Annotated in this window: 13 protein-coding genes and 1 pseudogene; 8 read left to right on the forward strand and 6 right to left on the reverse strand. The window is 61.9% G+C overall.

Annotated features, from left to right (window positions below; all coding sequences use genetic code 11):
* Positions 1-10: 10 nt before the first annotated feature.
* The 4 genes from MB02_RS11340 to MB02_RS11355 all read left to right on the forward strand — a co-directional run bounded on the left by MB02_RS11340 (position 11) and on the right by MB02_RS11355 (position 4,579).
* On the forward strand, positions 11-604 hold the full coding sequence (locus MB02_RS11340) for an NADPH-dependent FMN reductase (RefSeq protein ID WP_067537230.1): 594 nt from the start codon (positions 11-13) through the stop codon (positions 602-604).
* 190 nt (positions 605-794) lie between these two features.
* Positions 795-2,948 carry a TonB-dependent receptor gene (locus tag MB02_RS11345; protein ID WP_067537233.1) on the forward strand — a complete coding sequence of 718 codons (2,154 nt, stop codon included), beginning with the start codon at positions 795-797 and terminating at the stop codon, positions 2,946-2,948.
* Positions 2,949-2,996: 48 nt separating this feature from the next.
* Positions 2,997-3,812 (forward strand): SMP-30/gluconolactonase/LRE family protein, encoded by an 816-nt coding sequence (locus MB02_RS11350; protein ID WP_067537236.1) that lies wholly within the window; start codon positions 2,997-2,999, stop codon positions 3,810-3,812.
* Positions 3,813-3,826: 14 nt separating this feature from the next.
* Positions 3,827-4,579: a glucose 1-dehydrogenase gene (locus MB02_RS11355; RefSeq protein ID WP_067537239.1), complete on the forward strand. Its 753-nt coding sequence runs from the start codon at positions 3,827-3,829 to the stop codon at positions 4,577-4,579.
* A 27-nt stretch (positions 4,580-4,606) separates the two neighbouring features.
* On the opposite strand, the gene MB02_RS11360 is transcribed toward MB02_RS11355, so the two are convergent.
* Complete coding sequence (locus MB02_RS11360) at positions 4,607-5,263, reverse strand: TetR/AcrR family transcriptional regulator (RefSeq protein WP_170304713.1); 657 nt, start codon at positions 5,261-5,263, stop codon at positions 4,607-4,609.
* 199 nt (positions 5,264-5,462) lie between these two features.
* Between MB02_RS11360 and MB02_RS11365 the strand changes: the two genes are divergently transcribed.
* The 4 genes from MB02_RS11365 (at position 5,463) to MB02_RS11380 (ending at position 9,471) form a co-directional block, all read left to right on the forward strand.
* Entirely contained in the window at positions 5,463-6,224 is a 762-nt protein-coding gene (locus MB02_RS11365) for an SDR family oxidoreductase (RefSeq protein ID WP_067537244.1), read from the forward strand.
* A 182-nt stretch (positions 6,225-6,406) separates the two neighbouring features.
* Entirely contained in the window at positions 6,407-8,068 is a 1,662-nt protein-coding gene (locus MB02_RS11370) for a flavin-containing monooxygenase (protein WP_206598591.1), read from the forward strand.
* A 150-nt stretch (positions 8,069-8,218) separates the two neighbouring features.
* Positions 8,219-9,166, forward strand: coding sequence for a LysR family transcriptional regulator (locus MB02_RS11375; RefSeq protein ID WP_067537248.1), 948 nt, complete (start codon positions 8,219-8,221; stop codon positions 9,164-9,166).
* The gene (locus tag MB02_RS11380; RefSeq protein ID WP_067537251.1) at positions 9,163-9,471 is read left to right on the forward strand and encodes a hypothetical protein; all 309 of its coding nucleotides are present in this window, start codon (positions 9,163-9,165) and stop codon (positions 9,469-9,471) included. Before MB02_RS11375 ends, MB02_RS11380 begins: the two co-directional genes overlap by 4 nt.
* A 17-nt stretch (positions 9,472-9,488) precedes the next feature.
* Here MB02_RS11380 and MB02_RS11385 read toward each other — a convergent pair whose 3' ends face one another.
* From MB02_RS11385 to MB02_RS11405, 5 genes and pseudogenes are all read right to left on the reverse strand, one after another.
* The gene (locus MB02_RS11385) at positions 9,489-9,710 is read right to left on the reverse strand and encodes a DUF2274 domain-containing protein (RefSeq protein WP_067537253.1); all 222 of its coding nucleotides are present in this window, start codon (positions 9,708-9,710) and stop codon (positions 9,489-9,491) included.
* Positions 9,707-10,924 carry a TrbI/VirB10 family protein gene (locus MB02_RS11390; RefSeq protein WP_067537256.1) on the reverse strand — a complete coding sequence of 406 codons (1,218 nt, stop codon included), beginning with the start codon at positions 10,922-10,924 and terminating at the stop codon, positions 9,707-9,709. Before MB02_RS11390 ends, MB02_RS11385 begins: the two co-directional genes overlap by 4 nt.
* Positions 10,921-11,931, reverse strand: coding sequence for a P-type conjugative transfer protein TrbG (gene trbG, locus MB02_RS11395; RefSeq protein ID WP_067537259.1), 1,011 nt, complete (start codon positions 11,929-11,931; stop codon positions 10,921-10,923). The genes MB02_RS11390 and trbG overlap by 4 nt, the downstream gene beginning before the upstream one ends.
* Positions 11,928-12,611: a conjugal transfer protein TrbF gene (trbF, locus tag MB02_RS11400; RefSeq protein WP_067537262.1), complete on the reverse strand. Its 684-nt coding sequence runs from the start codon at positions 12,609-12,611 to the stop codon at positions 11,928-11,930. Before trbF ends, trbG begins: the two co-directional genes overlap by 4 nt.
* A gap of 6 nt (positions 12,612-12,617) precedes the next feature.
* Positions 12,618-13,121, reverse strand: a pseudogene (locus MB02_RS11405) (P-type conjugative transfer protein TrbL); the annotation flags it as partial.

The raw sequence follows: 13,121 nt of genomic DNA on the forward strand, positions 1-13,121 counted from the left end.
GAATGCCCGAATGCCTGGTTCTTCTCCACTTATCGTAGGCTTGGGCGGGACCACCCGCAGCGGTTCGTCGTCAGAGAAGATGTTGCGCTACGCGCTACGCGCTGCGGAAGGACACGGTGCCCGGGTTCGTATCTTCGACGGTCCAAGTCTCAACCTTCCACTTTATGCGCCTGAAGATTCTTTTCGCTCCGATGGTGCAGTCAAGCTCGTGGAGGCGTTGCGCGAGTCGGATGGGGTCATCATCGCGTCACCAGGCTATCATGGGTCGGTCTCGGGGCTGATCAAGAATGCCCTCGATTATGTCGAGGACATGGCGAAGGACGAGAAAGTCTATCTGGACGGCAAGAGCGCCGGCCTTATCGCCTGTGCTTATGGCTACCAGGCCACCGGATCGACGCTGACGGCATTGCGGTCGATTGCGCATGCACTGCGTGCATGGCCGACCCCCCTGGGCGTCGCAGTGAACACCATTGGATGCTGCTTCGATGAGAATGGCAAGCCATTGGACGACGCTGTCCGTGAACAACTAGACCTTCTCTCCCAGCAGGTTGTCCAATTTGCCCGTTGGCGCGCGGCCGGACTGGAAGCATGCAAGGTCGCCTGATGCATCGCCGGGCAGCCGCTGTTGGCGACCCAGCAGCCATGAATGCCTTATGCTCGCTTCCGACGCAGACTTGACAGGCGCCAATCGGCGCCGCGCAAGGCTTCACCGCTCCACGTGGTAAAATATATGTCTTGGAAAAAATCGATATTATGGTTATTCGCCGATATTAAGAAAATGGGGAGGACTTTTGATGCGTAACATCTATCGCGGCTGTTTCACGGCCATCGCGCTCGTCGCGACACCGGCGTGGGCGCAGGAAAGCACTGGCGAGTCGTCGCCTTTCGGCGAAATCATCGTGACGGCCCAAAAGCGGGCGGAGAACGTGCAAGCCGTGCCAATCGCGGTCACGTCTATAGGATCTGGAGATCTCGAAACCGCTCGCGTGGCGAACACGCAGAACCTGCAATTAGCGGTTCCCTCGCTGAACTATGCAACCAATGCCGGTTTTGCGCAGCCATTTCTTCGCGGCGTCGGCAGCGACATTGGCTCCCCAGGTGCGGAAGCCAGCGTGGCGACCTTTGTGGACGGCGTGTATATCGTCAACAACCAGGGCGTGATCACAGGACTTCTCGGCGTCGATCGAGTGGAGGTTCTCGCTGGTCCTCAGGGGACGCTATACGGTCGAAATGCGTCGGGTGGCGCGATCAACGTGTATACTTTGACGCCTCGACATGAGGTGGAAGCCGCCGTTACCCTTACAGGCGGCAATTATGATCGGCTCGAGGGATCCGCCCGTGTTTCCGGAGGCATAACCGACACGCTTGCGGTGGGTGTCTATGTCGCAGGTACGCGTCGGGACACCTATCTCAGCTATGAGCCGACATTGCCGCCGGGTCAGCGGACCACGAATAAGTCCTGGGCTGCGCGCTTCAAGGCCGTTTGGCAACCGATCGACGCCATAAAGCTGACCGGCAGCATCGAGCATAGTTATGACTATAGCGTCGAGTCCGTGTATCGGGGCATTCAGCCGAACGCCATCGGCAACACTCTCGGCGGCGATCCGACCATCGAAGACTATGTGATCGTTTCCGATATCGCCCAGTATAGAAAGGCGACGGCCACGACTGCTATCTTGCGTGAGGAAATCGACCTCGGCTTCGCGGATCTCGTGGGTATTACCGGCTATCGGAAAAGCAAGAGCACTGTCCAGGCCAATCTCGATGGCACGAATAGTCCGGTTGCATATGTTTACTCTCCGATCGAGAGTCGGCAGTTCTCACAGGAAGTGCAGCTCCTGTCGAAGCCCGACAGTCCGGTGAAGTGGATTGTAGGTGCCTACTATCTTCATGAGAAGAGCGGTTATACACCCTTGGCAGTCAGGTCCGATCTTCTGCTGCCTCCGCCGTTGATCGGATATGACTTCTTCTCGCCCATTCGCACGCGTTCCTTCGCGGTGTTCGCGCAGGGCACCGTCCCGCTGACCGATCGCCTTGGCCTGACCGTTGGCGGTCGCTATACTTGGGACCGCAAGGCGAAAGATGCCGGGCGGCAAGATCTGCTCGCGCCGGACGGTTCGGTCGCAATGTCGATCCCATATCCTGCGGTCTCGAAGAATTGGCGGAAATTCACCCCGAAGATCGGACTTGAATACCAGCTCGACGACGCGCTCATCTACGCGACATATTCGCAGGGCTATAAATCCGGTCTGTTCACGACCTCATCGGCCGACAACACGCCTGTCAATCCTGAAACACTGGATTCCTGGGAAGTGGGTTTGAAGTCGGACCTCTTCGACCGCCGCTTGCGGCTTAATGTCTCGGCTTACTACTACAAGTTCAAGGACCTCCAGGTTGCCATCTTTGAAGGCGGGGCAGCCCAGACCTATCGGAACGCGGCGCGGGCGCGCGCTTACGGCGTCGATGTCAGTATGATGGCGGCACTGACCGACACCACCACCTTGAAAGTCGGCGCGGCCCTTGAGCATTCAGAATACAAAGACTTTCCCACGGCTGGCTTCTTCATCCTGACGCCCACGGGTAATATCAATGGGAGCCGTCCGGCTGACGGAAACCCGCTGATGCGAGCGCCCAAATTCGTCGGAACGGTCGATTTGACCCAGAAGATCCCTCTCGCCAGCGGCGCCAGCATCGATTTGAATGCGAACCTCTACCATAATAGCGGATTTAACTGGGATCCCGCCGGGGCGCTCACCCAGCCTGCCTATGACAATGTCAATCTCACCGCGAGTTATATAACAGCGGATAAGCGCTGGAAAATTTCTGCGTGGGTGACGAATTTGTTCGACAAGCAGCGCTTCGTTACCAAATCCGTCACCAATTTCGGGACATTTGCGGCGGATGATGCACCTCGCATGTATGGCATCACTGCCTCCTGGCAAATGTAACCAACCGAGGAACCCAGCTTCCCAGCATCGCCTAAGTCAGGATAGTGGATGTCGAAGACTTCAGTTCTCGCAAGCGGCTTACATATCCCCGAGTCGCCGCGGTGGCACGATGATGCGTTTTACTTCGTCGATGGACCCGCGGTGCGTCGGATGTTTGTGGGCGGCCAGCTGGAAACGGTTGCCGAACCAGGATGCCCGGTTCTGCTGGGCATGGCTTTCGCAAGCGATGGATCGATCCTGACAAATGATGCGATCGGGAGGAGGGTCATGCGGATCGCGGCCGATGGCACGATCAGCGTCGTCGCTGACCTTTCCGGCTTGGCAACGACGATGCTCAACGAGATCACATTACTGCCCGATGGCACGATGTTCGTCGGAGAGATCGGCTTCGATGTCATCGGCGGAGCGGAACCGGCGACCGTTCAACTGATCCGCATTGCGCCGGACGGAATGGCGGCGCGGGTCGGGCCGGAAATCGCGTTCGCCAACGGGATGGCGGACGCGCCAGATGGTGATGGATTCTATGTCGCGGAATTTGTGAAGGGTGCGATCTGGCATGTGGCGACATCATCGTCCGAGCCTGTATTCCGTCGTGTCGCGGCGGGGCTTGGCATGGGCGTCGATGGCATAGCCATCAGCCCGACCGGGCGCTTGTGGTACGCCGACATGCTAAGCGGGCGTTTGATTGAGCTTGACGAAACCGGCGTCATGATCCGCGAAATCCCGACCGGTTATCCCCACGCGACGTCGTTGGCTTTCAAACCGGACAATCGTACGGTTTTTGCGACGGTCATCGAACAGATGCCGTCTTCCGAAACAATGGGTAATCGCGGCGGCGCGGTCGTCGCGATCGACCTTGATTGAGGAGAGTAGAGGACATGGCTAGGCTCGAGGGCAAGGTTGTATTGATCTCCGGCGCGGCTTCGGGAATGGGAGCGGCGCATGCCCGGGCCATGGTCCGGGAGGGTGCGAAGGTGGTCCTGGGCGATATCGCGGACGCGGCGGGGGAAGCGCTGGCGACCGAACTTGGCGACGCATCCTGCTTCGTTCACCTTGACGTGACCCGAGCGCAGCACTGGAAGGCGGCGGTGGAGACAGCCGTCTCGCGCTTCGGCCGGCTGAACGTCGTGGTCAACAATGCCGGCATGGTGAATGGTGGCCCGCTGGGCCAATTTTCCGAGGATGAATGGCAACAAGTGTTGGCCGTCAATCTTACGGGCCCGTTTCTAGGAATGAGCGCGGCGATCGACGAGTTGAAGAGATCAGCACCATCGTCGATCATCAATATCTCTTCCATTGCCGGTCTCCAGGGAATGGCGGGCCTGCATGGCTATACCTCGTCAAAATTCGGGCTGCGCGGCTTGACCAAGAGCGCTGCTCTGGAATTGGCGCGCACGGGCGTTCGTGTAAATTCCGTGCATCCTGGCGGCGTTCGCACTGCAATGACTGCCGCTTTTCCTGATGAAGCAGCAACCGCACCCATGGGGCGTTGGGGACAGGTAGATGAAGTGACGGGCATCGTCCTCCATTTGGCCAGCGACGAGTCAACCTTTACAACGGGCGCCGAATATTCCGTTGATGGCGGCGAGTGCGCGGGTGTCGTCCACGATCTAGGCGAACATCTGGACTGAGTGCGTTTCGCTGCGGTCAGTGCCCGGTCAATCACGCTCCAGGAATGCCAAGAGATTCTCTGCTAGAGCGGTGATCAACGACTGCTTGTCGCACAGCGGGACGGCGGTGATCGCCAAGCGAGGCAAGCTTTCCACCTGCGCTAGAAGCGAGACTGCCCGCCCCCTCATGCCGGCGTCCTCTCCGGAAGCCGCTATTGAGAACGGTTTATGCCGTTGCCCGAGCAGAGTGAGAATTCGCTGATAACGATCCGCCCGGTCCTGGGCGAGATCAACCTCGACGGGCACTGTTCCCAGCAGTAGCAGCACCGTCTTTTGATCCGCTTCGCAGAAGGCCAGAAATCGCGTGGTCCATTGAGACAGTAAGGCCAGATCCGGCCTTACAATCGCGGCCAGCTCTTCATAAAGTATCATCACCCCCTGCTCAAATGTTTCGATCAGTTGATCGAGAACCTCGATCTTTGACGAGAAATGCAGGTAAAAGGTCTGGCGACTGATGCCGGTAACATTTGCAATCTGATTGATGCCGGTGGTTGCGTAGCCTTGAGCAGCAAATAGTTTCTGAGCCGCCGTGAGGATCGCCTCGCGAGTCTGCCTAGCCGCTTCTTCGCGGTTTCGAGAATATGTTCCATAGGCCGCCCTCGCCGCTTTTCCGCTTTTACTCATGCATGTCTTTTTGCGCGTCACTTTCCGATTGTCCAGATTGACTTCTCGCGTGATTCGATTTACACTGTGTCGTCCGAATATGACAACTGAGAACGCTGCCGGCGGTAGAGGGTGAGATACCGACCCAGCTCATTTAACGCATGCATACCCGTTGATGCGCAGCTTCGCGGTTAGGTTTCTTGCAAATTGAACTAATACTCTAAAATCAAAGGAAAAAAGGATGTCTCTTCTCAAGTCCAAGATCGCGCTCGTGTCCGGTGGCGCAATGGGTATGGGCGCGTCTCATGCGAGAGCGATCGTTGCCGAAGGCGGCAAGGTCGTCATCGGCGATGTCTCGGATGAAGCTGGTCGGGCGCTGGCGGCTGAACTTGGTGACGACGCGGTCTATGTCCATCTCGATGTCACCAACCCTGCTGATTGGGCCGCCGCCGTCGAAACCGCCGTCACGACTTTCGGCGGGCTCAATGTCCTGGTGAACAACGCCGGCATAATCAATGTCGGTGCGCTCGGCAGCTATACCGTTGAAGATTGGAACAAGATTATCGCGGTCAATCTGACAGGCGTTTTCCTCGGGATGTCCGCAGCGGTGGACGCCCTTAAGAAGTCGGCGCCTTCCTCGATCGTGAACATCTCCTCCATCGCCGGCACACAGGCCGTGGCTGGTTTTCACGGCTATGTCGCATCGAAATTCGGTGTGCGCGGCATCACGAAGAGCGCCGCCCTGGAACTTGCGCCACATAATGTCCGCGTGAACTCCGTCCATCCGGGCGCGATTCGCACGCCAATGACGGCCGGCCTTCCGGATTCGGTTGCCCACAACGCCATGAACCGTTTCGGCAAGCCCGAGGAGATTTCCAACCTGGTGGTCTATCTGGCAAGCGACCTTTCGAGCCTCTCCACGGGCAGCGAATTCGCAGCAGATGGCGGCGAGGGTGCCGGCGCGGTGAGGCCATTGGCGGAACAACTCGAAGCGGTAACCTGATGGTCTTCATCGCTTGCCTGTAAGAGCAAGCGATGACCTATCGCTCGGACCGATCGCTGCCATTGAGGCAAATCGGCCTGCGCTCACGAAGTGCGACGCCGTTCCGGCTCGCCCACCTCGTGTTTCCATGATGTGAGTCGAACGAACTTGGCCTTGGGCCACAAGAGCAAGTGGAGAGTCGAGTGCTTGAACGAGAAGAATCTGAATTCTATGACGCGGTGATCGTCGGCGCCGGCCACTCGGGCCTCTACATGCTCCACAAGCTGAGAGGGCTGGGTTTTTCGGCGATCGTTCTAGAGGCTGAGGACGATATTGGCGGCACTTGGTATCGCAATCGGTATCCGGGGCTACGTTGCGATGTCGAGAGTGTGCTCTACAGCTACAGCTTTGACGAGGATCTCGATCAGGAGTGGGAATGGAGCGAGCGGTTCCCGGCGCAGCCCGAGATTCTCGACTATCTCAACCACGTTGCGGACCGCTTCGATCTGCGCCGGGACATTGTCCTGAATAGTGAGATCACCGGCGCGACTTGGGATGATGATGCCCGGGCCTGGACGCTCCGCGCGGTCAACGGCAAAAGCTACCGTGGTCGCTTTTGCTTGATGGCTACAGGTATCTTGTCTGTTCCGTCGATGCCGTCCGACGAACTGACCGGTGCCTTCGAAGGCGAGTGGTATCACACCGCAAACTGGCCAAAGGATCCGGTGGACTTTACGGGCAAGCGCGTGGGTGTGATCGGCACCGGATCATCGGCGGTCCAGGTCATACCGCGTCTGGCGGAGCAGGCGAGCCATCTCTACGTGTTCCAGCGCACACCGGCTTTCGCGATTCCGGCGAACAATTATCGCCTTGATGACGACTACCGTGCGTGGTGGCGCGAGAACTTCCGAGGCGTTCGCGAAAAGAACCGCTGGGGGACGATCGTCGGCTTTGGCGATACCCGCATGGACGACCGCTATCGCGTAGCTCCCGTGCCGAGCGCGCTCGACGCCACGCCTGAGGAACGGCGTGCGCGCTATCAGATGTTCTGGGACATGGGGGGTGGGCAGATCACCATCGGGTATCCCGATCTCATCGTAAACGAAGATGCCAATCGTACCCTGGCGGACTTTACGGAGCAGAAGATCGACGAAATTGTTAGTGATCCAGAAACCGCCGATGCGTTGAAGCCGCGTGGCTTTCCGGTGGGCACTAAACGGCCGTGCCTCGAGATCGGCTACTATGAAGCATTCAACCGTGATAATGTGACGCTGGTCGATCTCCGGCGCGATCCGCTAGCTCGGACCGCGGAGCACGGCATCGAAACTCGGTCCGGCGCATGCTACGCTCTTGACGCGCTGGTGTTTGCGACTGGCTATGACGCCGTTACGGGCGCGCTTGTGCGGATGAATATTCAAGGCCGCCGAGGCACTGAGCTGGCTGCCAAATGGGCTGCCGGCCCGGTCGCCTATCTGGGATTGATGACCGCCGATTTCCCGAACCTTTTCATGCTTCTTGGTCCAACCAGCCCATCAGCATTTACCAACTGTATAAGTTCAATTGAACAGCACGTCGATTGGATCGCGGATTTGCTCGTAACCATGCGCGGCGACAAGCAAGAGGTGGTCGAAGTCACTAGTGATGCGGAAGAAGCATGGTCGCGACACGCGGCCGAACTCGTAGGCCAAACACTCTTTCCCAAAGCAAATTCCTGGTACATGGGCGACAATATACCGGGGAAACCACGCCGCATGTTGATCTATGTCGGCGGGATGGCTTCGTATCGCGAGAAGTGCAACGCCGTCGCGGCTGCGGGATATGAGGGCTTCGTTTTCTCTGGCCCGACAGCCGTTGTTAGTTCCTAAAATCAAATCACTTTATAGATTGCATAGAATATCTGCGATCACATTTTTATATCTTTGATCCATATTCATTCAGTAATATTATTATATAAATAAATATTATTATCCCATTATTTAAGTATTTTAGAAAGGATATTTAGTTTAAGGGTAGCGATGATTGAATTGCGCCAACTCCGCTACCTGATCGCGGCGGCCGAGGCGGGCAGCTTCAGCCGGGCGGCGCGCAACCTCAACATCAAGCAGCCCACGCTGAGCCGCTACATCCTCGAAACCGAGAAGCGGCTGGGCATGGCGCTGTTCGACCGCAAGACGCGCGGCGCCACGCTGACGGTGGACGGTGCGACCTATCTGCGCGTCGCAAAGCGGATCATGAAGGAGTGGGACGAGCTTGACACATGGGTCAGCGCCACGACCAACGGCCATGCCGGCAAGCTGGCGGTGGGCTTCTACACCTCCTTCTCGGCCGGTAACCTGCGCGCGACGCTGAGCGAGTTTGGCGAGCGGCATCCCGAGGTGAAGCTGCGCGGGTTCGAGCGCGACCGTGACATGCTTCTGGCGGGGATCGAGAACGGACTACTCGACATCGCCATCATGATCGGCGAGGCGCCGCATCAAGGGCTGATGAGCCGCTCCTTCTGGAGCGAGCGCATCCTGGTGGCGATGCCGGAAGCGCACGCGCTCGCGACACGCGAACGCATCCACTGGACCGACCTGGCCGGGGAACGCTTCCTGCTGACCGAGCGCGATCCCGGCCCGGAGACACGCAACATGCTCCTGGGCAAGCTCGGGATGCCGGGCTACTCGCCCGAAATCGACATGGACGACATCAGGCGGGATACCGTGCTGAGCGTCATTGCGCTCGGCGGGCACATCTCGATCGTCGCGGAATCGGCGCTCGGTATCTACGTCCCCGGCGTGGTCTTCCGCGAGGTCCACGAGACCAATGGGCACACGCGGATCGGCTTCTCGGGCTATTGGCGCGAGGACAATGAAAATCCGGTGTTGCGCTGTTTTCTTGAGTTCGTCACCACCCGCTATTCGTTGCCGTCGGTGCCTGGGCCGCAGCCATCTTATCAGCAACCGGGAAAGGAGCCGTCATGACGCAAGGAAAGACACTCATCATCGTGCTGGTCACGCTCATCATCGGGTTCGGGGCGGGTTTCGTGCTCCGTCCGGTGATCGTGCCCGTCGATCGGACGGCGATCGTCGCCGGCCCGCCTGCCGCCGCCCCGGCGTCGGCCGGGTCGCGCGGGACGCAGTATTTCGCGGCGCATCTCGATGAAGCGCGGCAGGTCGTGGCGCAATGCGCCGAAGGAACAGCGCGCGGCGACGAGTGCGCCAATGCCGAGCAGGCCGTGATCGAGGCGGAAGGCCGAGAACGCTTCAAGAAGTTCATGGGCAACTGACGGCAGGCGGCGCGCGCTCAGTTCCGCTGCGCGCGGTGCCGGCGAAAGGCCCGGTCGGTTTCCATGAACCGGGTGAGCATCGGCGCGACCAGCTTGTCGGGCGGGACCGGCGATCCCCCGGTCTCGGCCGCGAGCGCAGCGGCATAGGCTTGCAAGTCGCGATGCACGGCGGCGGGCAGCTCCACGGAGAGCTTGACCGGCCGATCGTCGGCCAGCGGCCCCAGCTTCAATTTGCTCATCGTGCGCCTCCAACGGGCTCCAATACGAGGTCGCGGGTCAGGACCACGCGCAACGGATGCCCCGGCCGGATGGTGAACGTCGGCTGCACGTTCAATTGCCGCCGCACGATCTGCTGGCCGGTCTGGTTGATGGTGTCCTGCGAACCGCGGCGCAGCGCGCGGGTCAGGTCGTCCTCGCTGTCCGCGCCGAGCTCGGCGCCGACGCCGAGCAGCGTCGAGACAGCCGCCGCCTTGAGCAGGTTGCCCCAATGCTGGTTCACGCGGTCCTGCAAGCCGGTATATCCGGCCGCGTCGGCGCCGGGCTGGCGTTCGAGGATGATAGAGCGGCCGTCCGGCATGATGAGCCGATCCCAGGCAAGCAGCACGCGGGTCTGTCCCGCGGCGATCTCGCTGTCATACTCGCCGACCAGCCGCGCTCCTTGCGGGATGAGCAGGATGCGCCCCGTAGGGCTGTCGTAGACATTGGCCGTCACCTGGGCGGTGATCTGCCCCGGAAGGTCGGAGCGGATACCAGTGATGAGCGCTGCGGGAATGATGCTGCCGGCCTGCACGATGTTGGGCGAGGCCGGCGCGGTCAGGCGCTCGACGCTTACCGTGCGCCGGCTGGACGCCTGGGCCATGAAGGCGCGTTTGGCGGCCTGGTCGCTCTGTGCGACATCGGCCGTCTGCGGAGCGGCAGCGTCGGGCGTTGCGACTGCGAGGTTCGGCAGCGGAGGCATCGCAGCGGCCCCGACGCTGCTGCCGCCGAGGAATACGCCGCTCATGCGCGCCGCGTCACGCTCCTGCTGAGCACGCTGGCGGGCGGCTTCCTCGACCTGGGCGCGCGGATCGGGCTGTCCGCCCACCGGCGGGACCGGGACATTCTCGCCGCGCTGCTGGGCCGAGACGATCGGGCCGCCGAGGTCGCCGGGAAGTGGCGGGCCGAGTTTCGGCGCCTGGCTGTAGTCGCGCGGTCCCGATGTGATGGTCTCGGACGTGGTGCGGCTCTCGGTGCTGTAGAGTTCCTTCGCCTCCTTCTCGCCTGCCGGCTTGAGCGCGTAGATCAGCGAGCCGCCGATTCCGAGGCCGCCGACGACGCCCATGAGGGCGAGCGCCTTGCGTGAGAGACGCATGACGCGCGGTGGATCGCCGCGAAGCTGGAAAGCCCCCGAATCGGGGCGCGGCGCTTGCGGTGCGGCCGCCTCGGGCGGGGAATTGTCGGCCGGATCGGTCACGGCCGCCCCCTGCGCCCGTCGTCACGCACGATGCGGACGCGCTGCTCGCTGCGCCGGTCGCCCAGGCGCAGCTCGGCGGCGGCGAACAGCCGGTCCACCACCATGTAGCGGCCCTGCACGCGGTAATTGACCAGCTCGGCGTCGCCGGCCGCGCCGGTCACGAACAGCGGCGGCATCTCGCCCTGCGAGATCCCGGCCGGAAACTCGATGAACACCTGGGCGGAATCGTCGAAGGCGCGAACCGGCTTCCACGGCACGCGGTCGCCCTCGATCCGGTAGCGGAAATTGAGCGCCGCGAGGTCGATGCCGGTAGCGACGGGGGCCGAGGCGGCAGCGGCGGCGTTGGCGCTGCGCAGGGCGATGAGCTGGTCGTGCGGGTAGGTCCAGGAGACCGACGCCATATAGGTCGAAGCCGTCGCGCGCAGCTCGATGTGATAGGTGCGCCGGTCGGTGTTGATGACCAGATTCGTGCCGATGTCGGGCCGGGTCGGCTTCACGAGGATATGCACGCGCGCGGCGGGGCCGCTGCCGCTCACAGTGTCGCCGATGATCCAGCGCACGGTATCGCCCGCCGCCACCGGCCCTGGCCCCACAAGCTGCTCGCCTTCCTGCAAGGCGATGTCCGTCACCTGACCGGGCGCGGTATAGACCTGATAGAGCGCGCCATCGGTCCAGGGATATTGCTGGATGGCGTTCAGGAACCCATCGCGCACCGGCTGCACGCGAGCGGCGGCATTGGCGGCGACGACCCGGCGACGCGGATCAGCAGGCTCGGGCGAGGATGCCGTCTCCCCGATCGGCTTCAACTGGCCGGAGAGCGGCAACGGCTCGGGGATCGTCACTACCGCGACGGCACGCGGCGGTTCCGCAGCCGGCGTCGCCGCGATCTCGGCTGGCGGATCGTCGTATGTGATGTCAGGCGGCTTCGCCGATGTGGTGGCGCAGCCGGCGAGCGCGGTTGCCGAAACAAGCAGGACCGCCGAAGCGGAGCGACGGAAAGAGGTCATTGCGACAGCTCCTTTGACCAGTTGAGGGCGTTGACGAATACGCCGAGCGGGTTCTTGCGCAGCGCGTCTGGCGTGCGCGGCGGCTGCACGACGATGGTGAGGATTGCCGACCAGCGTTCGGTGGCGGCCAGATTACCGTCCTGATAGCGCCGCTCGGTCCAGGCGACGCGGAAGCTGTCGGGAGAGGCGCGGATCACGCTCGACACGTCCACGGCAACCTGCACCCGGCCGACATTGGCGAACGGGTCATTGGCGCGCGCATAGTCGTTGAGTGCCATCGCCCCCCGATCGGTCGTGAAATCATAGGCTCTGAGCCAGTTCTGCCGGACAATGACGGGATCGGCCGGAACACTCCTGACCTGCTCGACGAAGCGGGCGAGATGGAACGCGATCTGCGGGTCGGTCGGGCGATAGCCGGTCTCGGCCGGCGCGACTGCCTGAGCCTCGCCGAGTCGATCGACCTGAACGACCCAGGGGACGATATGGCCGCGCGCGGATTGCCAGACCAGACCGGCGGCAAGCCCGCCCGACAGCGCCAGCGCGCCGAAGAAGGCGAGACGCCAGTTCTTCGCCTGCACACGGGCGGAGCCGATGCGGTCGTCCCAGACCTGCGCGGCGCGTTGATAGGGTGTCGTGGGCTCGGGAGTCTGGCCGTAGCGGATACTGGGGCGTCGGAACATGAAAGGTCAGTCCTTCTCTTTGATGTCGGGACCGGCACCGCCGCCGTGGCTGTCACCGGCCTTCATGGTGTGGGCGAGGACGGTCGCGCCGTGGCTGACGGATTGGCGGCGTTTCATCGCGTCCGCCCATGCGGGCTGGGCGGACGTGCCGGCTGGCGCGGAACCGCCAGCGGTTGCGGCCGCCGGGGCGGCGGATGCGGGTCCGCCGGTGATCGTGCCGCCGGTGGCGGTGAACCCGGCGCGAGCGCCGGAGCGGAAATTGGCCTTTATTGCCGCGCCACCCTTGGTGGCCTCCTTGCGCAAAGGTGAGAGGACGGCGCTCGCCGCGCTTCCCGCCGCTGCCTGAGCTACAGCGGCCATGCCACCCGCGACAGCCCCGGCGCCGCTCTTGCCCAGCGAGCCGAGACTGTAGGCGCTGGCCGCGCCGCCCGCCATTTGAGCACCGCCACGCGCGGCGGCGCCGGTCATCCGGCCGGCCGCGCCGAGGGCGGAACCGGCGGCGCCGACGCC

Source organism: Croceicoccus estronivorus, from assembly GCF_001625325.1.
GTDB lineage: Bacteria > Pseudomonadota > Alphaproteobacteria > Sphingomonadales > Sphingomonadaceae > Caenibius > Caenibius estronivorus.